Annotated in this window: 20 protein-coding genes; 12 read left to right on the forward strand and 8 right to left on the reverse strand. The window is 60.2% G+C overall.

The features are described 5' to 3' along the window. The first annotated feature begins 91 nt into the window (after window positions 1-91). Entirely contained in the window at window positions 92-1390 is a 1299-nt protein-coding gene (locus HQ912_RS11320; protein WP_172833821.1) for a D-arabinono-1,4-lactone oxidase, read from the forward strand. 74 nt (window positions 1391-1464) lie between these two features. Then, window positions 1465-2673, forward strand: coding sequence for a DSD1 family PLP-dependent enzyme (locus HQ912_RS11325; protein WP_172833822.1), 1209 nt, complete (start codon window positions 1465-1467; stop codon window positions 2671-2673). A 139-nt stretch (window positions 2674-2812) separates the two neighbouring features. Here the strand turns inward: HQ912_RS11325 and HQ912_RS11330 are convergent, their stop codons facing one another. Next, window positions 2813-3751: a transporter gene (locus HQ912_RS11330; RefSeq protein ID WP_047227806.1), complete on the reverse strand. Its 939-nt coding sequence runs from the start codon at window positions 3749-3751 to the stop codon at window positions 2813-2815. A 206-nt stretch (window positions 3752-3957) separates the two neighbouring features. On the opposite strand from HQ912_RS11330, the gene HQ912_RS11335 reads away from it, so the two are divergent. From HQ912_RS11335 to HQ912_RS11365, 7 genes are all read left to right on the forward strand, one after another. After that, on the forward strand, window positions 3958-4998 hold the full coding sequence (locus tag HQ912_RS11335) for an AraC family transcriptional regulator (protein WP_047227807.1): 1041 nt from the start codon (window positions 3958-3960) through the stop codon (window positions 4996-4998). 76 nt (window positions 4999-5074) lie between these two features. Continuing rightward, window positions 5075-5692 carry a transcriptional repressor LexA gene (gene lexA / locus HQ912_RS11340; RefSeq protein ID WP_047227808.1) on the forward strand — a complete coding sequence of 206 codons (618 nt, stop codon included), beginning with the start codon at window positions 5075-5077 and terminating at the stop codon, window positions 5690-5692. Then, a complete protein-coding gene (gene imuA / locus HQ912_RS11345) occupies window positions 5692-6324 on the forward strand; it encodes a translesion DNA synthesis-associated protein ImuA (protein ID WP_047227809.1) in 633 nt (210 codons plus the stop codon). The genes lexA and imuA overlap by 1 nt, the downstream gene beginning before the upstream one ends. A 7-nt stretch (window positions 6325-6331) precedes the next feature. Further along, window positions 6332-7753: a Y-family DNA polymerase gene (locus tag HQ912_RS11350; RefSeq protein ID WP_047227810.1), complete on the forward strand. Its 1422-nt coding sequence runs from the start codon at window positions 6332-6334 to the stop codon at window positions 7751-7753. Next, entirely contained in the window at window positions 7750-10827 is a 3078-nt protein-coding gene (locus tag HQ912_RS11355) for an error-prone DNA polymerase (protein ID WP_173406787.1), read from the forward strand. The genes HQ912_RS11350 and HQ912_RS11355 overlap by 4 nt, the downstream gene beginning before the upstream one ends. Before the next feature lie 159 nt (window positions 10828-10986). Next, a complete protein-coding gene (locus tag HQ912_RS11360; protein ID WP_107322648.1) occupies window positions 10987-13098 on the forward strand; it encodes a PAS domain-containing sensor histidine kinase in 2112 nt (703 codons plus the stop codon). Between the two features lie 95 nt (window positions 13099-13193). Then, window positions 13194-13475, forward strand: a complete 282-nt coding sequence (locus HQ912_RS11365) for a hypothetical protein (protein WP_047227813.1) — start codon at window positions 13194-13196, stop codon at window positions 13473-13475. 71 nt (window positions 13476-13546) lie between these two features. On the opposite strand, the gene HQ912_RS11370 is transcribed toward HQ912_RS11365, so the two are convergent. Beyond that, complete coding sequence (locus tag HQ912_RS11370; protein WP_173406788.1) at window positions 13547-14707, reverse strand: hypothetical protein; 1161 nt, start codon at window positions 14705-14707, stop codon at window positions 13547-13549. Window positions 14708-15151: 444 nt separating this feature from the next. Between HQ912_RS11370 and HQ912_RS11375 the strand changes: the two genes are divergently transcribed. After that, the gene (locus HQ912_RS11375) at window positions 15152-16078 is read left to right on the forward strand and encodes a hypothetical protein (RefSeq protein WP_173406789.1); all 927 of its coding nucleotides are present in this window, start codon (window positions 15152-15154) and stop codon (window positions 16076-16078) included. A 245-nt stretch (window positions 16079-16323) separates the two neighbouring features. Here the strand turns inward: HQ912_RS11375 and HQ912_RS11380 are convergent, their stop codons facing one another. Further along, entirely contained in the window at window positions 16324-16845 is a 522-nt protein-coding gene (locus HQ912_RS11380) for a DUF4142 domain-containing protein (protein ID WP_047227815.1), read from the reverse strand. Between the two features lie 217 nt (window positions 16846-17062). Here HQ912_RS11380 and HQ912_RS11385 point away from each other — a divergent pair, with 217 nt between their 5' ends. Continuing rightward, window positions 17063-17299 carry a YdcH family protein gene (locus HQ912_RS11385; RefSeq protein ID WP_047227816.1) on the forward strand — a complete coding sequence of 79 codons (237 nt, stop codon included), beginning with the start codon at window positions 17063-17065 and terminating at the stop codon, window positions 17297-17299. A gap of 64 nt (window positions 17300-17363) precedes the next feature. On the opposite strand, the gene HQ912_RS11390 is transcribed toward HQ912_RS11385, so the two are convergent. The 3 genes from HQ912_RS11390 to HQ912_RS11400 all read right to left on the reverse strand — a co-directional run bounded on the left by HQ912_RS11390 (window position 17364) and on the right by HQ912_RS11400 (window position 19581). Then, on the reverse strand, window positions 17364-18227 hold the full coding sequence (locus HQ912_RS11390) for a LysR family transcriptional regulator (protein ID WP_047227886.1): 864 nt from the start codon (window positions 18225-18227) through the stop codon (window positions 17364-17366). Between the two features lie 274 nt (window positions 18228-18501). Continuing rightward, window positions 18502-18819: an SCP2 sterol-binding domain-containing protein gene (locus tag HQ912_RS11395; RefSeq protein ID WP_076384034.1), complete on the reverse strand. Its 318-nt coding sequence runs from the start codon at window positions 18817-18819 to the stop codon at window positions 18502-18504. A 51-nt stretch (window positions 18820-18870) separates the two neighbouring features. Beyond that, complete coding sequence (locus HQ912_RS11400) at window positions 18871-19581, reverse strand: histidine phosphatase family protein (protein WP_047227818.1); 711 nt, start codon at window positions 19579-19581, stop codon at window positions 18871-18873. A gap of 229 nt (window positions 19582-19810) precedes the next feature. Here HQ912_RS11400 and sohB point away from each other — a divergent pair, with 229 nt between their 5' ends. Continuing rightward, window positions 19811-20842: a protease SohB gene (sohB, locus tag HQ912_RS11405; protein ID WP_047227819.1), complete on the forward strand. Its 1032-nt coding sequence runs from the start codon at window positions 19811-19813 to the stop codon at window positions 20840-20842. A gap of 202 nt (window positions 20843-21044) precedes the next feature. On the opposite strand, the gene HQ912_RS11410 is transcribed toward sohB, so the two are convergent. Both HQ912_RS11410 and HQ912_RS11415 read right to left on the reverse strand, forming a co-directional pair. After that, window positions 21045-21539 carry a DUF934 domain-containing protein gene (locus tag HQ912_RS11410; protein WP_047227820.1) on the reverse strand — a complete coding sequence of 165 codons (495 nt, stop codon included), beginning with the start codon at window positions 21537-21539 and terminating at the stop codon, window positions 21045-21047. Then, a complete protein-coding gene (locus HQ912_RS11415) occupies window positions 21523-23181 on the reverse strand; it encodes a nitrite/sulfite reductase (RefSeq protein WP_047227821.1) in 1659 nt (552 codons plus the stop codon). Before HQ912_RS11415 ends, HQ912_RS11410 begins: the two co-directional genes overlap by 17 nt. Between the last annotated feature and the right edge of the window lie 521 nt (window positions 23182-23702).

Consider the following 23702-nt stretch of genomic DNA (forward strand, 5'->3'; position numbering starts at 1 on the left):
GATGGACTATTCACGGCGCCAGTGGCTGCAACGGGCCGCCGCTGTCGCGGCCTTCACGGCGCTGGGCAGCCAGGGCGCCCTGGCCGAGTTGATGCGCGCCCCGCGACTGATTCCGTGGCGCAATTGGTCCGGTGCGCAAAGTTGCCTGCCGGGAGCGCGTCTGGCTCCCAAGAATCTGGATGAACTGGTGCAAATCGTGGCCCGCGCCGAAGGGCGGATTCGTCCGGTGGGTTCAGGCCATTCCTTCAGCGCCCTGGTGCCCACGGACGGGACTTTGCTGTCGCTGAGTTTTTTCAGCGGTCTGCTGGATCACGATGTCGCCAGCCTGCAGGCTGAGTTCGGTGGCGGCACGCCCATGTCGCGCATGGGCCCAGCGCTCAAGGCCATCGGTCAGGCGCTACCGAACATGGCCGACGTGGATTACCAGACCCTGGCCGGGGCCATCGCCACCTCGACCCACGGCACCGGCAAGGCATTCGGTTCGTATTCGGCGCAGGTGGTCGGGCTGCAACTGGTGACGGCCGGCGGCGAGGTGCTTGATTGCGATGCCAACCGCCATCCCGAAGTGTTCAAGGCCGGGCGGGTGTCACTGGGTGCGCTGGGGCTGGTGACCCGTGTGCGTTTGCAGAACCGTCCTGCTTATCGGCTGCGCGAGCGCCAGTGGGTGGCGAAAACCGAAGAGTTGCTCGAGGACCTGGACACCAACACTCGGGACAACCAGCATTGGGAAATGCAGGTGGTCACCCATTCCGACTATGCGTTGTCGATTGCCTTGAACGAAACCACCGATCCGGCCACTGCACCGGTGAGCCCCGAGGAGGAGGGTGGCAACGAATTCGTCACCCTGATCGAAAAGCTCGACAAGTATGGCAGCGACTTTCCGACGATCCGGCGCACGTTGCTCAACAGCCTGCGACTGGTGGCCGACTTCGAGGATCGGGTTGGCGATTCCCACGACATCTACGCCAATGCGCGCACCGTGCGCTTCAACGAGATGGAATATTCGGTGCCAGCTGAACACGGTCCGGCGTGCCTGCGGGAAATCCTCAAACTGATCCGCGACAAAGACCTGCGCACCTGGTTTCCCATCGAATACCGCTACGTGAAGGCCGACGACATCGCCCTGAGCATGTTCGAAGGCCGCGACAGTTGTTCGATCTCCGTGCACCAGCATTACCAGATGGACCATCACAATTTCTTCGCCGCCATCGAGCCGGTCTTCTGGAAATACCAGGGGCGCCCGCATTGGGGAAAACTGCATTCCTTGAACGCCAGGACGCTCCAGGCGCTCTACCCACGCTGGAATGAGTTTGCCCAGGTGCGCCAGGCCCTGGACCCTGGCGGAAAATTCCTCAACGGGCATCTTTCAACAATTCTGGGAGCGAGCTGATGGGTTTCAATCGTCGAGGGTTCCTGGCTGGGACGGTGGGCGCCGGACTGTTGCTGGCCGGCGTCGGTGCCTGGCTGCGACCGCGGGACCAGGGCGGGCCGTACAGCGATTATTTCCGCCAGTTGAACCGGGAACTCAAGGCCCACGGTCCCATGCGACCGGTGATGCTGATTGACCTGGACCGACTCGATCACAACATCGACGTGGTAATGGCCTCGGTCCGGCGCGCCGGCAAACAGCTGCGCTTGGTGGAGAAGTCCCTGCCATCGCCGGGGCTGTTGAACTACATTGGCCAGCGAGCCGAGACTCGACGGTTGATGTCGTTCCACCAACCGTTTCTCAACCACGATGCGTTGCAGTTTCCCACGGCTGATATTTTGCTGGGCAAACCTCTCCCAGTGCGCAGCGCCGCGTTGTTCTATGAGCTTCACAAAGGACCCTTCGATCCGTCACGCCAGTTGCAGTGGCTGCTGGACACACCTGAACGGCTTGAGCAATACCGGGCCCTGGCCCAGGGGCTTGGTACTCGCTTGCGGATCAATATCGAACTGGATGTAGGCCTGCACCGGGGCGGAGTAGCCGACGATGCCACGCTGGAGGCGATGCTCAAGCTGATCCGGGCGAACCCGACGCACTTGGAATTTGCCGGGTTCATGGGCTACGACCCGTTCGTGGGCATGGGCGTGCCCGAGCTGCTGGCAACCCCTCAGGAGCTGCTGGCGCGGGTCATGGCGATCTACACCGCACGGGTGGATTTCGTGCGTCTGCGCTACCCCGACCTCTGGCATCCTGGCCTGACCCTCAACACCGCCGGCAGCCCCAGCTATCGCTTGCACGAACGGGAGAAACTGAGCAGTGAAGTCTCGGTGGGCACGGCCATGCTCAAACCCAGCCACTACGACCTGCCATCGTTGAGCGAGCACGTTCCGGCGGCCTACATCGCCACGCCTGTCTTGAAGCGCACCGGCCCGGTCAACATCCCCGCGCTGGACGACAAGTCGCGGATTTTTTCCTGGTGGGACGTGAACCAGCGCGGGACTTTTTTCATCTACGGCGGCAACTGGATGGCCAATCTCGAATCACCCTCAGGCTTGAAGCACAACGACCTCTACGGTCGCAGCTCCAATCAGGAAATGGTCAATGGTTCTGAAACGGTGGGGCTGGCGGTGGAGGACCAGGTGTTCCTACGACCGACCCAGAGCGAGTCGGTGCTGTTGCAGTTCGGTGATCTGCTGGCCGTGCGCGGAGGGCGGATAGTCGAGATGTGGCCGGTCTATAACTGACGACGGATCCTGTGGGAGCGAGCCTGCTCGCGATGACGGCGGTACATTCAGCATCAATGTAGGCCGATCCACCGCTATCGCGAGCAGGCTCGCTCCCACAAGGGATTGCTGGTGAGCCTGCCGGAACCGAATAGAGCGTTCACAACGCAAACGGAATACTGATCTTGGCCCAGAGCATTTCGCCTTCGGGGCGGTTCTCTACGTTGAACTCCTTGGCCCAGCGGATCTCGGCGCTGGCGTATTTGAGAAAGGTCAGGTGCAGCGCCGGACCGATGGCGAACACCTGGCCGCGCACGCCGTCATCCACGTCCTGACCGGCGAACTGCACGGTGCGGCCGTATTGTTTGTCGTCGGTGGTCTGCTTGAGGTAGTAACCGTTGAGCCCCAGCATCACGTTGTCCGTCAGCCGGTAACTGGCGGAATAATCGAAGTGGAAAATCTGCCCTGAGCGGTAGTCGGTGTCCTTGTTCTCGCGATTGAAACTGTAAGTGCTTTTCATCGACACCTCGGTGTTTTCCGTGGGCAACCAGGTGAAGGAAAACAGCGGCTTGTAGGTGTAGAAATTGGTGCTGGTGTTGGCCAGGCGGTCGGTGCTGTATTCGCCGGTCGGCACGGTGATTTCCAGTGCGGCGGCCAGGGTCAGGTTTTTGCCCATGTCCCACAGCACGATGGGCGAAATGGTGGTGTCGCCCATGCCTTCGCGAGTGTCCTGCAGGCCGAACACCGAGATTTCCTGTTTGATCCAGGGCTGGCCAACGTAGATACCCAGGCGTCCACCGGCCACCCGCAAAGGGCTCAGGTAATCGATCCGGGGGACCACCGCCGTGGATTCGATTTCGACATCCGGGACTTCGCCGCCCAACGAACTGATGTTGAATTTCCTGGCCTTGTAATGGTTGTAGTAGAGGTTGAACGCAAACATGTGGTCGGGAAGGTTGTCGACGTCCAGCGGCAACACGAAGAAACCGTCGGTGCCGGTGCCGATGTTATCGACTCCGGTTTCGGTGGCCAGGGCCGGCAGGGCACAGGCCAGGCCGAGGGTCAGTTGCAAGGCGAATGTCGTGCGGGTCGGGTTCATGCGGGGGCTCATTATTATTGTTGGAAAAGCACCAAAGGTCCGAGCCATACAAATAAGCCGTTCGCCGCCGGTAGGGCAGGGTATTGGCGGCCACACAGGGGACATGGGCGGCCAGATTTTTGTGCCCCTCTATACGCTGGGTCATGCTAACGTTTATGAAACAACCGGTTACAAAAACGCCGCCTAACGTACCCCGGAACCCGCCCATGCAGATGAAAGTCATCGACCCGACCTATGAACTGGCGCTGGTGTCGCCGTTTCTTTTGCAAACCTTGGCCGACGTGGTGGCAGACCAGGGTTTCGATGCCGCCAGCCTGTGTCGCGGCCTTGGTTTCGGGCTCGACGATCTGCAGGATCCTGCCCAGCGGATTTCCTATCGCCAGGCCGTGGTCATGATCCAGCGGGCGCTCAAGCTGTTGCCTGATCGGGGCCTGGGCTTGTGGGTTGGCGATCGCAATGTATTGGGTACCCTGGGCCTGCTGGGCCACGTGTTGTCGCTGTGCGAAACCCTGCGCGATGTCTTTGCCCTGGGGATTCGGTATCAACACACCACCGGCGGTATCGCAGTCTCGAGTGTTGAAGAGGCCAGTGACCGGATCATGGTCGAGGCGACTTGCCGCCTGCCTTTTGCCGAGGTCCAGGTCTTTGCGGTCGAAGAGTTTTTCGCCAGCCTGATGGTGTACGGCAGGGCGTTGGCAGGGCCTGACTTCAGGCCCCAGGCCGTGGAGTTCATGCACGCTGCGCCGTCTTATGCCCAGGAATACCAAAGGGTCCTGGGGCCGGATGTGCGTTTCGGTTGTCGTCACAATCGCATGCTGATCGATGCCTGCTGGCTCGGCGTACGCCTGCCCAACCATCACCCGCTGGCCTTGCGTCAGGCCCTGGCCTTGCTGGAACAGGAGGCCACTGAGGTCCATCGCAAGATCGATCTGATCCAGGCGGTGGAGCGGGCGATTGCCCGGGACCTGACCCGTGGCAGCCACATCGAGAAAATCGCCAGCGACCTCAACATGAGCAGCCGCACCCTGCGCCGACGCTTGACCGAGCACAACCTGACCTTCGAAGCCTTGCTGGAACAGGTGCGTCGTGGCCGGACCCTGAACCTGCTGGCCAACCCCGACTGGTCCATCGAGCGCATCACCGAAGAGGTCGGCTACAGCGATGTGCGCAGTTTCCGCCGGGCGTTCCGGCGCTGGACCGGGATGAGCCCGAGCGCGTTTCGGACCGAGGGGTCGACACCGGCTTAGCCGGGACGGTCAATGGTCGGCTCCCTGTGGTTGACTGACTGGCGGTGCTTGTCAGAAAAAACCGACAAGAGTACAAATGTACTCCATGACGACTCTCACCCCCCGCCGTACCGCCATCCTGACCTTCATCCGCGAACGCATCGCCGAGCAGGGCCAGCCCCCCAGCCTCGCTGAAATCAGCGAGGCGTTCGGTTTCGCCTCCCGCAGCGTGGCGCGCAAGCATGTGCTGGCGTTGACCGAAGCCGGTTTCATCGAAGTCAATCCGCATCAGGCCCGGGGTATCCGCTTGCTGAACCAGCCGCCGCGTCCCGAGCTGCTGGACGTACCGGTGCTGGGGCGGGTGGCCGCCGGCCTGCCGATCGGTGCGGATGCCGAGGTCCACAGTCGCCTGATGCTCGACCCGGCGATGTTCACCAAGGCGCCGGATTACCTGCTACGGGTCCAGGGGGACTCGATGATCGAGGATGGCATTCTCGACGGCGACCTGGTGGGCGTGCAGCGTACGCCCCAGGCCTCCAACGGCCAGATCGTCGTGGCGCGCCTGGACGGTGAAGTCACCATCAAGCGCTTCGAGCGAATCGGCGAGCGGATACGTTTGCTGCCGCGCAACCCGGCCTACCAGCCGATCATTGTCGAAGCCGACCAGGACCTGGCCATCGAAGGCGTGTTCTGTGGCTTGCTGAGGCAAGGCTGATGGGCGCTGTCGTTGCGCTGGACACGCTGTTCAACGGTGGCCAGGTCTGGAAGGGCCGGCCCGCGCCCCCGGCTGCCAGCCCGCAGCCCACCGGTCATGCGGCCCTGGACGCGGCGTTGCCCAGCGGTGGCTGGCCGGAAGCGGCGTTGACGGAACTGCTGGTCGCCGCGCCGGGCGTGGGCGAGTTGCAACTGGTCTGGCCAACCTTGGCGCGACTGACGGCGGCGGGGGAGCGGATCGTGCTGGTGGCGCCGCCATTCGTGCCCTATCCGCAGGCCTGGCAGAACGCTGGGGTGGACCTGCGCCAGTTGTCAGTGATCCGGGCCGATGAGCGCGATGCCTTGTGGGCCGCCGAACAATGCCTGCGTTCGGGCAGTTGTGGCGCGGTGCTGTGCTGGCCCCGCCAGGCTGATGATCGCGCCCTGCGCCGCTTGCAAGTGGCGGCGGAAACCGGCCAGACCCTGGCGTTCGCCTGGCGCTCGATTCAGGAAGCCATCAACCCCTCGCCGGCGGCCCTGCGCATCGCCATCGATGGCCGGCCAGGGCAATTGCGGGTGCTCAAGTGCCGGGGCGGGCTGGCCCGTTCGACGCCGATTGCCTTCGCCACGCTCAGCACACCGACCGAGCATTGAGGTTGCGATGCGCTGGGTCTGCATACTCTTCCCGCAACTGGCGCTGGACGCCGCGCTGCGTCAGCGTCCCGATCCCGACGAGCCCTTGGCGCTGTTGACCGGTCCGGCCCAGCGCCGGGTCCTGCAAGCGGTCAATGACCCGGCACGGGCCCTGGGTTTGCGCCCCGGCCAGACCATGACGGCCGCCCAGGCCCTGAGCAAAGGGTTTGCCACGGCCGAATACGATGCGGCGCAGATCGAACACTGGCAACAGTTCCTGGCGGCCTGGGCCTACCGTTTCAGCTCCCAGGTCAGCGTGCATTACCCGCGCACGGTGGTGTTCGAGATCGAGTCGAGCCTGGGCCTGTTCGGCCCCTGGCCGGTGTTCGAGAAGCGCCTGCGGGCCGAGCTGACGCAACTGGGATTCCGGCATCGCATTGTCGCCGCCCCCAACCCGGTGGCGGCGCGGGTGTTGGCCAATGCCTACGACGCCCTGGTGGTGCCCGATATTGAAACCCTGCAAGCCTGCCTGGGGCAGATGCCGGTGGAGCGTATCGGCCTGGAACCCGACGTCGCCACGGCACTGTCACGCATGGGGCTGCGCCAGTTGAGCCAGGTCCAGGCCTTGCCCCGACACACCCTGGCGCGGCGTTTTGAGGCCCAGGTGCTCAAGCATCTTGACGCGCTGACGGGCAGCCGCACCCTGGCGCTGTCGTTTTACCTGCCGCCGGACCGTTTCGATGTGCGCATCGAGCTCAATTACGACGTGCAATCCCACCAGGCGTTGTTGTTTCCGTTGCGCCGGTTGACCGGTGATCTCTCGGCTTTCCTGTGCGGTCGCGACAGCGGCGTGCAACGCTTTGACCTGCACCTGGAACACGCCGGGTTGCCGGACACGCTGATCAAGGTCGGCTTGCTCAGCGCCGAGCGGGATCCTGCGATGCTTTTCGAACTGGCCCGTGGTCGGCTGGAACAGGTGCAGGTCGAGGCACCGGTACGTGGCTTTCGTTTGTGTGCCGAAGACCTGCCCAGTTTCGTGCCCCAACGCCTGGAGCTGTTCGACGAGCGTCCTCAACAGTCCTTGCCTTGGGAGCAATTGCGCGAGCGGCTGCGGGCCCGGTTGGGGGACGACGCAGTGCAGGGCCTGGGGTTTCGCGATGACCATCGGCCTGAATGTGCCTGGCAGATGACCTCTCAGCGCCAGCCCCAGGCATGTCCGGTGCGCGAGGGCGTCCGGCGTCCCGGCTGGCTGCTGGACGAACCCCAGGCCTTGCAGGAGAGCCAGGCGCGAATCCTCATGGGCCCGGAGCGCATCGAGTCCGGCTGGTGGGACGGCGCCGACGTGCGCCGTGATTACTATCTGATCGAAACCCGCGCGGGCCAACGGGGCTGGGCCTATCGACCGGTGGGCGAGGGTGGCCCGCTGTGGCTGCAGGGCTGGTTCGCATGAACATCGAATATGCCGAGCTGCATTGCCTGTCGAACTTCAGTTTCCAGCGCGGTGCCTCCAGCGCCCTGGAGCTGTGCCGTCGTGCGCAACAACAAGGTTATAAGGCCCTGGCAATCACCGATGAGTGCACCCTGGCCGGGATTGTCCGAGCCTGGCAGGCTGCCCGGGAGCTGGACCTGCACTTGATCGTCGGCAGTGAGATCCAGATCGAGAACGGTCCGAAACTGGTGCTGCTGGTGGAAAATCTGCAAGGCTATCAAGCCTTGTGCCGGCTGATCACCCGCGCCCGCCGCCGCAGCGAGAAAGGTCGCTATCGCATCGTGCGGGAAGACTTCGACGAGCCCTTGCCGGGGTTGCTGGCGTTGTGGGTGCCCGGTGACAACGATTCCGAAGAGCAGGGGCGCTGGTTGCGGAAGATATTCGCCGAGCGCTTGTGGCTGTCGGTCCAGTTGCATTGCGGGCAGGACGACCGGCGTCGGCTGGCGGACTTGCTGGCGCTGGCCGAGCGTTTGGACCTTCCGGCCGTGGCCACGGGAGACGTGCACATGCATGTGCGCGGCCGGCGCGCCCTGCAGGACACCATGACCGCCATCCGGCACCACGTCACGGTGGCCGAGGCCGGCCAGCGCCTGCACCCCAACGGCGAGCGCCACCTGCGCAGTCTCCCGGCCCTGGCCGAAATCTACCCGCGCGCCTTGCTCGACGAAACGTTGAACATCGCCCGGCGCTGTACGTTCGACCTTGGCCAACTGCGTTATCAATACCCCCGTGAACTGGTGCCTGAGGGGCATGATCCAGCGTCCTGGCTGCGGGAATTGACCGAACGCGGTATGCGCGAGCGATGGGCCAAGGGTGTGGAAGACAAAGTACGGGTACAAATCGATAAAGAACTGACTCTGATCGCCGATCTGGGCTACGACAGCTATTTCCTCACCGTGCAGGACATCGTCAGCTTCGCCCGCAGCCGCAATATTCTTTGCCAGGGGCGCGGCTCGGCGGCCAACTCGGCGGTGTGCTACGCCTTGGGGATCACCGAAATCGACCCGAGCCAGACCAGCATGCTGTTCGAGCGATTCCTGTCCCGGGAGCGCAACGAGCCGCCGGACATCGACGTCGATTTTGAACACGAGCGTCGCGAAGAAGTGCTGCAGTACGTGTTCCAGCGCTACGGCCGCCATCGTGCGGCATTGACGGCGGTGGTCAGCAGCTACCACGGTGCCGGCGCGGTGCGGGACGTCGCCAAGGCCTTGGGCTTGCCGCCGGATCAGGTCAACGCGCTGGCCGACTGTTGTGGGCGCTGGAGTGACGAGGCGCCGCCAGTGGATCGCCTGCGCGAAGGTGGCTTCGACCCGGACAGCCCGGTGTTGCGCCGGGTCCTGAGCCTGACCCAACAACTGATCGGTTTTCCCCGGCATCTGTCCCAGCACCCTGGCGGCTTCGTGATCTCCGAACAGCCTCTGGACACTCTGGTGCCGGTGGAGAACGCCGCTATGGCCGAGCGCACCATCATCCAGTGGGACAAGGACGACCTGGACGCGGTCGGGTTGCTCAAGGTGGATATCCTGGCCTTGGGCATGCTCAGCGCAATTCGTCGCTGTTTTGATCTGATCGCGCAGTACCGCGGCCAGCACTACACCTTGGCGACGTTGCCCAAGGACGACGCGGCCACTTACGAGATGATCACCCGCGCCGACACCATTGGCGTGTTCCAGATCGAGTCGCGCGCACAGATGGCGATGTTGCCTCGGCTCAAACCCGAGTCCTTTTATGACCTGGTTATTGAAGTGGCCATCGTGCGACCGGGGCCGATCCAAGGCGGGATGGTGCACCCGTATCTGCGGCGTAAAAACAAGGAAGAAGCGGTGACTTACCCCTCCAAAGCGTTGGAAGAAGTGCTCAAGCGCACCTTGGGCGTGCCCCTGTTTCAGGAGCAGGTCATGCAGATCGCCATCGTTGCGGCGGATTACAGCCCCGGCGAAGCTGACCAGCTGCGTCGTTCCATGGCTGCCTGGAAACGTCACGGCGGCCTGGAACCGCATCGGGAACGCCTGGCGGCGGGGATGGCGAAAAACGGCTACACCGCCGAATTCGCCGCGCAGATCTTTGAACAGATCAAGGGGTTCGGCAATTACGGTTTTCCCGAATCCCATGCCGCCAGCTTCGCCTTGCTGACCTACGCCAGCAGTTGGCTCAAATGCCATGAACCGGCGGCGTTCGCCTGTGCCCTGATCAACAGCTGGCCCATGGGGTTCTACAGCCCGGACCAGATTCTGCAGGATGCCCGCCGGCATCAGTTGCAGATCCGCCCGGTGGACGTGCGCGCCAGTGACTGGGATTGCAGCCTCGAACCCATGGAAGGCCGACAACCGGCGCTTCGCCTGGGTTTGCGCATGATCAAGGGCTTTCGCCAAGAGGATGCCCATCGTATCGAAGCGGCCCGCCGGCATCGGCCCTTCAGTGACGTGGCCGACCTTGGCGAGCGCGCGCAACTCGATGCCCGGGCCCAGGCGCAACTGGCCGACGCCGGTGCCTTGCGGGGCTTGGCCGGTGATCGTCATCGCGCTCGCTGGGAGGTGGCCGGGGTACAGAAACAGCTGGGCTTGTTCGCCGGTTTGCCCAGCCAGGAAGAACCGCCCGTGGACCTGCCAAAACCTACGGTGGGGGAGAATCTGTTCGCCGATTACGCCAGCGTCGGTACGACACTGGGCCCCCATCCACTGGCTTTGCTGCGCCCCGAACTGCGCGCCCGGCGCTGTCGCAGCTCGCGGGAGCTGCAGGATGTGGAGCATGGCCGCAACGTCAGCGTCGCCGGGCTGGTCACCGGCCGCCAACGGCCAGGTACGGCCAGCGGCGTGACTTTTGTCACCCTGGAGGATGAGTTTGGCAACCTCAATGTGGTGGTCTGGCGCGATCTGGCCGAGCGCCAACGCAAAGCGTTGGTGGGTTCGCAATTGCTCAGGGTCGACGGGCGTTGGGAAAGTGTCGGTGAGGTTCGTCACCTGATCGCCGGCCGCCTGAGCGACCTGACCGAGTTGCTGGCGGGTATCCAGGTGCATAGCCGCGATTTCCGCTGAACCCAGCTGCCACCCAGCAAGCATGTTCCCAGTCTGGACAGGTTTGCATCATGACCTGCCCATGAAACCAAACGCCAGCGCAGCGCTCGAAGCTCTGAGCACAAGGGACTTGTGGTATGCCGATTCCCTGCTGGCATTTTCGAGGTTCAGAATCGACTCATGCAGTTCTTATCCCAGAATCATGGATGCCCCGGTTGGGGCGGTGAAATGGCCGGGCGTATCCGGTCGTTCGATTGGAGCCAGACCGAACTGGGCGCCATCGAGCACTGGTCCGCCAGTCTGCGCAGCGCAGTCCAGGTGCTGCTGGCGTCGCCTTTGCCGATGGTCATGTTGTGGGGCCGTCAGGGCTTCATGATCTACAACGATGCTTATGCCGAGTTCGCCGGCGGGCGCCATCCGTACCTGCTGGGCTGCGCGGTAGAGTTGGGCTGGCCGGAGGTGGCCGAATTCAATCGGCACGTACTGGATGTCTGCCTGGCTGGTGGCACCTTGTCCTATCGCAGCAAAGAGCTGGTACTGCTACGCAATGGCAAGCCCGAAGATGTCTGGATGGACCTTTATTACAGCCCGGTGCCCGACGATGATCAGTCTCCGGGCGGCGTTTTGGCGATCGTCGTGGAAACCACCGAGCTTGTGCTGACCGAGCGTGCCCGCCAGGAGGCCGAACGCAGCTACCGCGCCGTCAACGAGCGCATTCAGTTGGCCCTCTCGGCCGGGCCACTGCTGGGGTCGTTTGTCTGGGACATCCAGAACGACACACTTTCCGGCGATGAGCGTTTTTCCCGCACGTTCAATTACCCGCCAGACACGCCTCTGGATGCACTGCCTGTCGAGATTGCCCGCCAGAACATCCACCCCGATGACCTGGAGGAGGTGAACCGGCGGGTCGAACTGACCTTGCGCACCGGAACACCCTACAACGCTGAGTATCGGGTGCGTCGACTCGGCGGTGATTACCTGTGGGTGCTGGCCAGCGGCCGATGTGAATTCGATACGTTGGGCCGGCCGTTGCGTTTCCCCGGTGTGCTGATTGATATCAACGAACGCAAGGCGGCTGAAGCATCGCTGCTCAAGTTCACCCGTGATCTGGAGCAGCGTGTCGCCGAGGAAGTGCATGCGCGGTTGACGGCCGAAGAGCAGTTGCGCCAGTCGCAGAAACTCGAAGCCATTGGCGGACTCACCGGCGGTGTGGCTCATGACTTCAACAACTTGCTGCAGGTGATCGCCGGCAACCTGCACCTGTTGGCTCGCCACGAACCGCACAACGCCAATGTGCAGCGGCGGGTCAGTGCCTCCATTGAAGCGGTGGAACGGGGCGCCAAACTGTCCTCGCAATTGCTGGCGTTTGCCCGCCGCCAACCGTTGTCACCGGCGGTCTACAACCCACGACGAATCTTCGACGGTCTGGGCGAATTGTTGCAGCGGGCCTTGGGCGAAACCATCCAGATCGAAGTGACCTTGCCCGCCGAGCCCTGGTGCATCCACGTCGATCGCAATCAGCTTGAAAACGCTTTGCTGAACCTGGCGATCAATGCCCGCGATGCCATGTGTGGTGAGGGCACCATCGGCCTGATCGGCGAAAACATCGTGCTCGACGAATCGTCCTGCGCCGGTAAAGACATTCCGGCCGGTGACTATGTGCGCCTGTCGGTGATCGACCGCGGCGCGGGCATGCCACCCGATGTCCTGGACCATGTGTTCGAGCCGTTTTTCACCACCAAGACTGACGGCCAGGGCACCGGGCTTGGGTTGAGCATGGTGTTCGGGTTCGTCAAGCAAAGTGGCGGGCATATCGAGATTACCAGTGACGTGGGAGAGGGCACGCGAGCGCAGATGTATTTCCCCCGCAGTCGGCAACCTGAAACAGGTGAAGAGGCCCCACACAGCCCGCTTCTGACCGGTGGGCAAGAGACGATTCTGGTGGTGGAGGATAACGAAGAGGTGCGCAGCGCGTCGGTGGAGCTGCTGGAACAGTCCGGTTATCGGACCCTCACGGCCGCCAACGCTGATGCGGCCATGGCGCTTTTGCTCGAAGGTGCCTCGGTGGATCTGATTTTTACCGATGTGGTCATGCCTGGCCTGATCAAGAGCTCTGACCTGGCGGCCTGGGCCAGGGTACAGACTCCGCCTATGCCCATACTGTTCACCTCGGGCCACACCCGGGACATCATCTCCCGCAACCACCAGTTGAGCCCCGATACCCATCTGCTGAGCAAACCTTACGGCCCGGATGCCTTGATCACCATGGTGAGGACTGTGTTGGGCAGTTGATCGCGGCGCGCTAAACAAATGGAACCGAAGCCGCCATGCCACCTTCAAATGACCATGACCGGTCATCAATCCGGCCTGTCATGAATGAGGTGCCTATGAACCAAGATCCTGCAAACACCCAGCAACAAGGCCAGACGCAGGCCCCGTCACCGCGCAATGATCCGGCGATCGATCCTCAGGTTTCCCCTGAGCCCGCTGGCACCCAGCCAGTCAGCCCGGCTGGGGCAGGCAAGGCCCAAAGCGCCGACAGCGAAGTCGATCAAAAAAATCACCACCAGGACAACGACAACACCTTCAGCCCTGGCTTCAAGCCTGACCCGGACCGCCCGGAATCCGGTGAGAGCACTGACGCCGATATCGATACGGATGGCGGTTAGCCAATGAGCCCTGCTTCTTTTCTTGAAGCTGGGCTTTCGGATTTCACGACGCCGTTGGGTGGCTGGCGCATCTATTGAGTGGATGAGTGAGGCGACAGGTCCATCCGATACCCAGCCCCCGGCTTGCCTTCATGTAATGCCGACTGGATTTTTTCATACAATGCATTGGCCTCGGCAGTCGTGATTGACCGCGAGCAATCCCGCAATACGACGCGCAACAGAGCATTTTCCTGGCCGGGTAACAGCCCGAGTCGCTCGATGGCTTGTGGTGGTAATTCAGACGAAGTCCAACGACCTTTGACTTGCATCTCCTCAATCCAACCAGAGCAGTCGCCAGCCGCCTGGAGCATTTTCTCAGTCAGTACTTCCTCACTCAAACCCGGAGTCACGGCCACTGAAATGTCCCGAGTAATTGAAGGCAAACGCGAAACCGTACTCCAAGGACGTAAATCTTGCATCTGGGCCTGAACTCGCTCATTAGGGTCACGCAGCAGGCGAATATCCGGGATTCCCTTTCGTAGCATAGTCAACCGGTCCAGCCCCATCCCCAACGCCAGACCGCCATGACGCTGCGCATCGATTCCCAGCCGTTGCAATAACGAAGTGGCAATAAGCCCACACTCCAGCACTTCGACAGCAGAACCATCGTTTATCACATTCACCTCAATGCCACCTTCGGTGTAATGATGCGGACTGTCGCTGTAAACCCAAGGTTTATCGGGGACGGCGACCCCAAGGATATCGCCGACCAAGCGCAAAAGGTGTCCGCGCGCCGAGAGCTCGGGTTCACCCAGCACCCATATGTCCATCTGATGTGGCTCGGCGCAGTGCCAACGATCACGACTGTCGCGGCGGAACGTGATGCCCGGAGCGGCCAGCAAAATGACCTCTCCAGGCTTGCGTTCCTGAGCCGAACGTTGCAGCACAATTGGAATCTGGCTAGTGGTTTGTGTACGCAACAGTGAATGTTCGTCTATCCACCGGGTGTGTTCGCTGCCTAGAGTGATTTCTGCCGGGTCATAACCGAGCAGTCCGTAGTTCTCTTCGGCGGATACGATTCGTGGGCCGGTCTGTATTAGAGCCTGCGGCCACCCAGCACTGACCAGCCCTTCAATTATTTCGTTCATGATCAGGCGGACTGCATGTGCGGGCGAGTGCGCCTCAGTCAGATCTGTAATGGATAACGCCTGCTGAAGCGCGACGTCAGTCAGGTATTTCTTGGTAACACCCATTATTGGCCCCTTTGAATCAGTGTTTGCTACGGCTTGAACAGTCGGAGGAAAAACCTATCAACACTAGACCAAACAAACAACTTAATAAGGCGGATTTTGGTGTTTTCAGAACTCAGCTACAGATGCTTCCTACATAAATAATCTATTTTTATTGTCTGCTATTCTCAGTAGAAGTATTGGTTCTAAAAAGCGATCAAAAAATCATTTAAAAATCAGCATGAATTTGAACTAATACGACCACCCCCTTGAGCCGCAAGGGGGAAATAAGGTAAAGGTGAAACTATGAAGAAGCAGAAAGTAATTCAGGAAAAACTTAATCGTATTACCTCAGGTCCAGAAAATTTTGGGTGGGCTCCATTGGCTTGGGCCTATATGGGTGATTGATATCGTTTGATTCAGAAGGGTGGCATGGATCAGCCACCCTTTTTCATAAGGAGCTACTTTATGTCGTCCATGACAAATATCCATACACTTTTTGGCGCTGAGGAATTCTGGGTTGTCGCCGATTCAGAGCAATTTCTTAACAAGTGTTCTAATCAAGGGCTAAAAACTGCGCATATCACCAAGGTCGAAGCTCTGCCTCGCAATAGCATAATTTTCTCCTTCAGCAACAGTGCCGCCAAACTCACATTAGAGATTGCGCAAGCCACACCCAGAAAGAGAAGTGTTTTTTGTGCTGCACAAGTTTTCGAGCCCTCCCTGAGTTGTGCAAGTTATAGTCTGAATTTATTGCTAAATAGCGATTTCAAGAAGGCGCTGAAAAAACAGCGCGCCGTATTAAATATGCTTAATTCTTATGATTTGTTTTCAGTTACAGGCAACGGTTCTTGCGGGCGCGTTACTCTATTGCCCAAGTCAGAGCCTTATGCGCTGATTGCCGAGGATGTCTCTGGCGATTTCATACATTCCGTCGCCGAATTTTTCGAAGTTCATTATGCTCACATGAAGCCTCAAGAACCCTGCCCATTTTTTTTTAGTGGGGAGCTAAATATTTCTGGAATTCTGACTATCCTGAGAAAGCCTAATCCGATGTTGCCCGAAGATATGAAAATGAAACTTCAGCAGCTATCTGATACCCTTTCTGAGAACGGAGGATTGCTGACTGTCGTGGAGAATAAGGTAACGTCTCTACGAACTGGTAATGGTGAATATATAGAAGTCTTGAAAATGGCCGCAGGAACTCGAGGTCTCGAATTAACCGAATTCGCCATCGGTGTCAACGATGAAATAGCGCCTCTTATAGATTACAAGATGAACTCGCAATTGAATGAGGGTGTCGGCGGTGTTCACTTGGCTATCGGAGATGGCTCTAGTGGTTATCACATTGATTTTCTTAGCCCAGCGGCCAATGTCAGCCCCATAACTCAATAACCTTAATAACGGCGAATGGCAAAGAGAGCAACTCCTCACTGGGTCAGGACTAATGCTCTCTTTTTGGTGAAGTAAAATATCAAGGGGGCGCTTCTCGAAGTTGCTCAGAGGCATTTCGGTATGCTGAGAGGTCCTCACGTTTGAAACCAAGAATGCCCTGCCAGATTAAACCAGCAGGGCTTCTCGGTCAGGCTGATGATCTCGTTAAACCCTACGTTATGATCGGGCTTTTTTTACATTCTCTGCTATTTACTTGGATGAGCGGCCTGGAGTTTCTTGGCCATTTCCAGATGTTTTTCCAAGTCTGGAAGCATTTTTTGCGCGAACGCCTTCAGCTCGGTGTTGCCGGGCTTCTTGTCGTCAGTGACGGTCTCGGCTTCTTTCTTGAACAGGGCAATGGTTTCTTCGTGGGCCATCACCTGGTTGTTGGCGTAGGCCGCATCAAACGATTCCTCGCGCATATCGAGAATCTTGGCCTTGGCCTTTTTCACCAGCGTGGTTTCGTCCGGCACTTCGATATCGTGTTTTTTCGCCAGCGAGATCAACTCCTCGTTGGCTTTGGTGTGGTCGGAAATCATCATGTTGGCGAATTCCTTGACGTCCGCCGAACTGCTTTTTTCCAGGGCCAGTTTGCTGGTTTCGATTTCCGCGATACCACCGGCCGCCGCGTTGTCGACGAAGTCGCTGGAAGTCGCGGCCCAAGCCATTCCCATACTGGTGCTCAAGGCAACTGCCAGGCCGAGTTGACGCAGGTTGAATCCGTCCATAGGTAAGTCTCCACACAGGTTGTACAAGGGACTTGTGTCGTCCTGTTCAATGGAGAGCGGCGGGCGGACAAAGGTTTGATTGCAAAGCGGTGCGGTACGACGAACGGTCACCGCTGGTCGGATTGGCGGTCGACAGAACCCCGTCGGCGAGGCCATTCTGATAGTCGACGAGCGCCGTAGAAGGCGTTAGCCATCGTTCTACCAAAGGAGGTGTTCCATGCCGGTGATCCACGATTTGTGCCAGGATCTCAACTGCACAAAAGACGACATCCAGCAAAAGCGCAGCGAGAATCCCAGGCTCGACTCGTTACTTCTCAAGTATTCCCAAATAGATGCCGAAGTGGTCGACGCCGAGAAACCGTCCTCCGCGGCACTGTCCGATGTTGCCCTGAAGACGCTCAAGGAGAAACGTTTGCAGGTCAAGGACGAGATCGCGCAGTACTTGCAGGGATAGTCCTAGGGCCGGGCTGTCGGTGAGGAGCCCTCTGCTTGCAGGAGGGCTTTTTTCGGCAGACTCGTCAGGTCAGCGGGTCCCAGCGCTGGGACCAGTCGCTGCCGGTCGTGACGATCTGGCGCAGCACTTCGAACGCTTGCTGCAACGCCGCCGAATCCCGATCCCTGGAGTACACGAGGTAAGTCGGGTAGTTGAATTCCGGCGCCTTGGGCACCCGCTCCAGGATGCCGCTGTCCAGGTAGCTTTGCACCACTCGGGTCCGGAAGTAGCCGCTGCCGCCGTTCTCCAGGATGTACTGCAGGGCCAGGGGGCCGAGGTTGAAGGTCACAGCCGCCTTGGCCTTGTCCGGCAGCGCAGTGTCGTGCTGACGACGGAAGTCGGCACTCCAGTCGATGTACACGTAGGGCTCTGGACGGGTCGCCAGGCGCACCAGGATCAGTTTCTCTTCCAGCAACTGTTCCACTTGCAGCCTCGGCCAGTATTCGGGCTGATACACCACGGCGGCATCCAGCAGGCCCAGTTCCAGTTGTTGCAGCAGTTTTTCGCCATCGCGGATGTCCATGCGCAGGGCATGGCCGGGGATTTTATGGCGCAGTTCCTCGGCCCAGGCGAGCATCAAGGGGTTGCATAGACTGACCTCGCCACCGAGGTGCAAAACGTTGCGAAAGCCTTCGGGCAAGGGCAGGTCTCGGCGGGCCGCTTCCCAGGTCTGCACCAGTTGATTGGCATACACCACGAACGTTTCACCGTCGGCAGTCAGGCGCGCGCCGGCACGGTTGCGCACAAACAGCACGCAGCCAAGCTGGCTTTCAAGCTTCTGGACTCGCGCCGTGATAGCCGTCTGGGTGACGTGCAGCTTGTCGGCCGCGGCGGCGAGGCTGCCGTGGCGGACGATTTCCAGAAAGGTGCGGGCGAGGTCGATGTCCATGGTCAGGCCGATACGGGGAAAGCGGGGATTGTACGACACCTGCGAACTACCGCAGGGTCCTTTGCTGAATGTACCGGCGCTATCGCGAGCAGGCTCGCTCCCACAATTGCTCCGGGTGATGAGGATTGAGCGTCGCTCCAGATCCCCTGTGGGAGCGAGCCTGCTCGCGATAGCGATGGATCGGCCAGTGGAAATGCTCAAGTAAAAACACAAATCCCGCCACAGAGGCGGGATTCGTTTGCAGCCAGGGCGCCCGTAGAAAGGGCAAGCAGACTCAGGCCGGGAACAATTCGGACAGCTTCATCGACAGCATCATGTCGCCTTCGACGCGCAGCTTGCCGCCCATGAACGCTTGCATGCCGTCGGTATCGCCGCTGACGATGCCCTTGAGGGTTTCGCTGTCCATGATCAGCGTGCAGTTGGCGTTCTCATTTTCGCCTTCTTGCAGCTCACAGGTGCCATCCTTGACGATCAGGGCGTATTGCTTGTCTTCGTCGGTGATGTTGAAACCAAATACCAGGTCCAGGCCGGCAGCGGCGGCAGGGTTGAACTTGGCTTTCATGGCTTGTACGGCGTCGGCTACGGAGGTCATGGTTTCGATCCTTATTTGGGTTATACAGCAAGGGTCTACAGTGATCCGGACTCAGCGAAAGGTGATGAGGTCCGGGGCCTTCAGCAGTTGCAGGTGGGCATGACTGTTGAAGGAAGCCAGGGCCACCTCGCGGCCCCTGAATTTCAGGTGGTTGAGCGAGGTGTTGACGATTTGCCAGTTCAGTTCGAAGGCCTGCCGCGCAGGCATCTGGGTGATCAGGTGGAGCAGGGCGGTGATGGTCCCGCCGGAAGTGAACACGGCGATTTTCTGGGAATTGTCGGCTTGCTCCAGAATGCGCTGCAGGCCGGTCTGCACGCGTTCGACGAAACCCAGCCAGCTTTCCAGTTCGGGCGGGTCGTACTGGCCGCTGAGCCAGCGCTCGATGATCAACGCGAAGATGCGCTGGAACTCGGCGCGGTTCTGTGCGGCATTGCGCAGAATGTACAGGGCTTCGGGTTCCTGGGGCAGCATGTCCGGCAGCAGGGCGCGGATCACCGCGTCGGCATCGAACTCATTGAACGCCGAATCGATCTCCAGCCCGGGAACCGGCAGCCCGGCGGCGGACATCTGGCCCAGCGCACCGGTGGCGGTATCCTGCTGGCGACGCAGGTCGCCCGAGAGGCAGCGATCGAACACGACACCCAGTTCGGCCAGGTGGCTGCCCAGCACTTGCGCCTGGCGTACACCGTTTGGCGAAAGGACATCGTAGTCGTCCGCACCAAAGGAGGCCTGGCCATGTCGAATCAGATAGATACTGCCCACGTCCGCGTCATCCCGGTACGTTGAAGGTTTGGCGAGGTTATGAGGATGGCGGTGAGCTGTCAATGAAAAAACATACGCTTGTTTGAAATGCCTGTTACAGCCTTGTCCAGCTGCGCTCCCGTTAAGGTAACCACAGGTTTCACGGCTGGTCGTGGCGCAGGCGCATGGGTATGCTGAACGTGTTGAGTGCCCGCCCTTGAGCGGCGTTTTGAATTTATTAGGAGCCATCGTGGAGTTTTTCATCGAATACGCCAGTTTCCTGGCCAAGACCGTGACGCTGGTGATCGCCATCCTGGTGGTGCTGGCCAGTTTTGCTGCCCTGCGCAGCAAGGGCCGGCGCAAGTCTGCCGGCCAGTTGCAGGTGAGCAAACTCAACGACTTCTACAAGGGACTGCGTGAGCGCCTGGAGCAGACGCTGCTGGATAAAGACCAGCTCAAGGCCCTGCGCAAGACCGAAGGCAAGGCTGAAAAGGCCGCCAAGAAACACAAGGACAAGCCGGCGGCCAAGCCTCGGGTATTCGTGCTGGATTTTGACGGTGACATCAAAGCCTCGGCCACCGAGAGCCTTCGTCATGAAATCACCGCATTGCTGACCCTGGCGACCCCGAAGGATGAAGTGGTGTTGCGCCTGGAAAGCGGTGGCGGCATGGTCCACAGCTACGGTCTGGCCTCCTCGCAACTGGCCCGGATCCGTCAGGCCGGCGTGCCGCTGACGGTGTGCATCGACAAGGTCGCGGCCAGTGGCGGCTACATGATGGCGTGCATCGGCGAGAAGATCATCAGCGCGCCTTTTGCCATTCTTGGCTCCATCGGCGTCGTGGCCCAGTTGCCAAACGTCAACCGTCTCCTGAAGAAGCACGACATCGATTTTGAAGTGCTGACGGCCGGTGAATACAAGCGCACGTTGACGGTGTTTGGCGAAAACACCGAGAAGGGTCGGGAGAAGTTCCAGGAAGACCTGGACATCACCCATGAGTTGTTCAAGAACTTCGTGTCCAACTACCGTCCGCAACTGGCCATTGATGAAGTGGCGACTGGCGAAGTCTGGCTGGGCGTCGCAGCATTGGACAAGCGCCTGGTGGACGAGCTGAAAACCAGCGATGAATACCTGGCCGAACGAGCCAAGAGTGCCGAGCTGTACCACTTGCACTACGCCGAGCGCAAAAGTTTGCAGGAGCGTATTGGCATGGCGGCCAGTGGTTCGGTGGACCGGGTGCTGCTCAGTTGGTGGAGCCGCCTGACCCAGCAGCGGTTCTGGTAACGGCTAACACTGTGGGAGCGAGCCTGCTCGCGATGACGGTGGTTCATCCAGCATCACCTGCTCAGGCGAGCCGCTATCGCGAGCAGGCTCGCTCCCACATTGGGTTCAGGGTGGGCTGAAGATCAGGTTCCGCACCAATCATCCATCCATAAAAAAGCCCTGAACCGGAACACCCGGATCAGGGCTTTTTTTGTATCAGGTTTCAGCGACGACGAAACAACGGCAACGGTTCGTCAGTGGCAGCCTGGTAGGTCACCGAGAAATCCTTGAGGCTTTCGAGGGCTTCAAAGGGGTCCTTGTCGGCGCGCAAGGCAAAGGCGTCGAAACCGCAACGGCGCATGTAGAACAGTTGGTCGCGCAGCACATCGCCAATCGCCCGCAATTCGCCCTTGAAGCCATAACGCTCACGCAGCAGGCGAGCGTTGGAGTAGCTGCGACCGTCGGTGAAGGCCGGGAAGTTCAGGGCGATGACCTGGAACTGATTGGCGTCATCACCGATTTCCTCCGCCTCTTCGTCGGCGTCCAGCCACACACCCAGGCCGCCATCGCGGGCCTTGAGGGCGTGAGCATGATCGCGCCACAGGGCCAGGGGCACGATCAGGTCGTCGCAGTTGGAAATACCATCGAGGGTCGCGTCCTTGGGCAGCAGGTGCCAGGTTTCGTCGATAACCTCGTCGTTCTTAATTATTCGCTGCATAGACGCGTTCCTTGAAGAGGTCGATGCCGATACGTTGATAAGTGTCGATGAAACGCTCGTCTTCGGTACGTTGTTCGATGTAAACGTCGATCAGCTTCTCGATCACGTCAGGCATGTCGTCCTGGGCAAACGATGGGCCGAGGATCTTGCCCAGGCTGGCGTCGCGGCTACCGCTGCCGCCCAGGGAGACCTGGTAGAACTCCTCGCCTTTCTTGTCCACGCCCAGGATGCCGATGTGGCCGACGTGGTGGTGACCACAGGCGTTCATGCAACCGGAAATGTTCAGGTCCAGCTCGCCGATGTCGAACAGGTAGTCCAGGTCGTCGAAACGACGCTGGATCGACTCGGCGATAGGGATCGACTTGGCGTTGGCCAGGGAGCAGAAATCGCCGCCCGGGCAGCAGATTATGTCGGTCAGCAGGCCGATGTTCGGCGTGGCGAACCCTTGCTCGCGCAACTCGCCCCACAGGGTGAACAACTGGCTCTGTTCAACGTCCGCCAGGATGATGTTCTGTTCGTGGGAGGTGCGCAGTTGACCGAAGCTGTAGCGCTCAGCCAGATCGGCCACGGCGTCCAGCTGCTTGTCGGTGATGTCGCCCGGCGCGACGCCGGTCGGCTTCAGGGACAGGGTCACCGCGACGTAGCCCGGCTTCTTGTGGGCCAGGGTGTTGCGGGTGCGCCAGCGGGCGAAGCCCGGATGTTCTTTGTCGAGCGCGGCCAGCTCGGCGTCCTGGTTGCTCAGGGCCTTGTAGTCCGGGTCGACGAAATGCTTGGCTACGCGATGGACTTCGGCTTCGGTCAGGGTGGTCTGGCCGCCGCGCAGGTGAGCCATTTCGGCTTCGACCTTTTCGGCGAACACTTCTGGCGTAAGGGCCTTGACCAGGATCTTGATCCGCGCCTTGTACTTGTTGTCACGACGGCCGTAGCGGTTGTACACCCGCAGGATGGCGTCGAGGTAGCTCAGCAGGTCCTGCCATGGCAAGAACTCGTTGATGAACGCGCCGACCACCGGCGTACGGCCCAGGCCGCCGCCCACCAGCACACGGAAGCCCAGCTCGCCGGCGGCGTTGTAGACCGTCTCCAGGCCGATGTCATGGACTTCAATGGCCGCACGGTCCGAGGTCGAGCCATTGATGGCGATCTTGAACTTGCGCGGCAGGTAGGCGAATTCCGGGTGGAAGGTGGTCCACTGGCGAACGATCTCGCACCAAGGGCGCGGGTCGATCAACTCATCGGCCGCGACACCGGCGAATTGGTCGGTAGTGACGTTGCGCAGGCAGTTGCCGCTGGTCTGGATCGCGTGCATCTGCACGGTGGCCAGTTCAGCCAGGATCTGGGGCACATCTTCCAGGGCCGGCCAGTTGTACTGGACGTTCTGGCGGGTACTGATGTGGGCATAGCCTTTGTCGTAGTCGCGGGCAATCTTGGCCAGCATGCGCACCTGACGCGAGGTCAGTTGGCCATAGGGCACCGCTACGCGCAGCATCGGGGCGAAGCGCTGGATATACAGGCCATTCTGCAAACGCAGAGGGCGGAATTCTTCTTCGCTCAGCTCGCCTGCCAGATAGCGTCGGGTCTGATCACGGAACTGCTTGACGCGGTCCTCGATGATCCGCTGATCGTACTCGTCATATACGTACATATAAGTCTCGTTCTCAGGCTTGGGCCGATCAGAAACAGCTGCGTGTTGGCTCGCTGGAATCGGATTCTGCCTCGGCAATTCTGCGCGCACGGCCGCGCACTCCTACAGGAGCCGGTGCAAGATACCTGTTTTGAGTTATGCGCAAAAGTGATGTTTGAGTATATGTAAAGAACCAAATCGACTAATGGGATTGATTATTGCCTAACCCACATTTGTCGTGCGGGCAATCATCGTCTTAACTGTGGTCGAGTCCCTATGCAATCACCTACAAAACCGACAAGAGGCGATGCAATGAGCAATCCGACCAAAGCAAGGAAAAGCGACAGTACTGTTGATGCCTGGGCCATTTTGTTCCTGATTATCCTGGTGGTGGGCACTGCGGTGTTCTGGGTCAGTCACCAATAGAGCGGTGGTGAAAAAACGGTGGGAGCGAGCCTGCTCGCGATAGCGGTGGTTCAGTCAATCATGAAGTGACTGACAAACCGCTATCGCGAGCAGGCTCGCTCCCACAGGGGGGGATG

The organism is Pseudomonas sp. MPDS, from assembly GCF_013283895.1.
GTDB classification, from domain to species: domain Bacteria; phylum Pseudomonadota; class Gammaproteobacteria; order Pseudomonadales; family Pseudomonadaceae; genus Aquipseudomonas; species Aquipseudomonas rhizophila.

What these genes read in the sequence shown, in the direction of transcription:
- HQ912_RS11320 (WP_172833821.1), top strand. Translation starts at nt 92, where the DNA reads ATGCGCGCCCCGCGACTGATTCCGTGGCGCAATTGGTCCGGTGCGCAA.
- HQ912_RS11330 (WP_047227806.1), bottom strand. Translation starts at nt 3,751, where the DNA reads ATGAACCCGACCCGCACGACATTCGCCTTGCAACTGACCCTCGGCCTG.
- HQ912_RS11335 (WP_047227807.1), top strand. Translation starts at nt 3,958, where the DNA reads ATGCAGATGAAAGTCATCGACCCGACCTATGAACTGGCGCTGGTGTCG.
- lexA (WP_047227808.1), top strand. Translation starts at nt 5,075, where the DNA reads ATGTACTCCATGACGACTCTCACCCCCCGCCGTACCGCCATCCTGACC.
- imuA (WP_047227809.1), top strand. Translation starts at nt 5,692, where the DNA reads ATGGGCGCTGTCGTTGCGCTGGACACGCTGTTCAACGGTGGCCAGGTC.
- HQ912_RS11350 (WP_047227810.1), top strand. Translation starts at nt 6,332, where the DNA reads ATGCGCTGGGTCTGCATACTCTTCCCGCAACTGGCGCTGGACGCCGCG.
- HQ912_RS11355 (WP_173406787.1), top strand. Translation starts at nt 7,750, where the DNA reads ATGAACATCGAATATGCCGAGCTGCATTGCCTGTCGAACTTCAGTTTC.
- HQ912_RS11360 (WP_107322648.1), top strand. Translation starts at nt 10,987, where the DNA reads ATGCAGTTCTTATCCCAGAATCATGGATGCCCCGGTTGGGGCGGTGAA.
- HQ912_RS11365 (WP_047227813.1), top strand. Translation starts at nt 13,194, where the DNA reads ATGAACCAAGATCCTGCAAACACCCAGCAACAAGGCCAGACGCAGGCC.
- HQ912_RS11370 (WP_173406788.1), bottom strand. Translation starts at nt 14,707, where the DNA reads ATGGGTGTTACCAAGAAATACCTGACTGACGTCGCGCTTCAGCAGGCG.
- HQ912_RS11375 (WP_173406789.1), top strand. Translation starts at nt 15,152, where the DNA reads ATGTCGTCCATGACAAATATCCATACACTTTTTGGCGCTGAGGAATTC.
- HQ912_RS11380 (WP_047227815.1), bottom strand. Translation starts at nt 16,845, where the DNA reads ATGGACGGATTCAACCTGCGTCAACTCGGCCTGGCAGTTGCCTTGAGC.
- HQ912_RS11385 (WP_047227816.1), top strand. Translation starts at nt 17,063, where the DNA reads ATGCCGGTGATCCACGATTTGTGCCAGGATCTCAACTGCACAAAAGAC.
- HQ912_RS11390 (WP_047227886.1), bottom strand. Translation starts at nt 18,227, where the DNA reads ATGGACATCGACCTCGCCCGCACCTTTCTGGAAATCGTCCGCCACGGC.
- HQ912_RS11395 (WP_076384034.1), bottom strand. Translation starts at nt 18,819, where the DNA reads ATGACCTCCGTAGCCGACGCCGTACAAGCCATGAAAGCCAAGTTCAAC.
- HQ912_RS11410 (WP_047227820.1), bottom strand. Translation starts at nt 21,539, where the DNA reads ATGCAGCGAATAATTAAGAACGACGAGGTTATCGACGAAACCTGGCAC.
- HQ912_RS11415 (WP_047227821.1), bottom strand. Translation starts at nt 23,181, where the DNA reads ATGTACGTATATGACGAGTACGATCAGCGGATCATCGAGGACCGCGTC.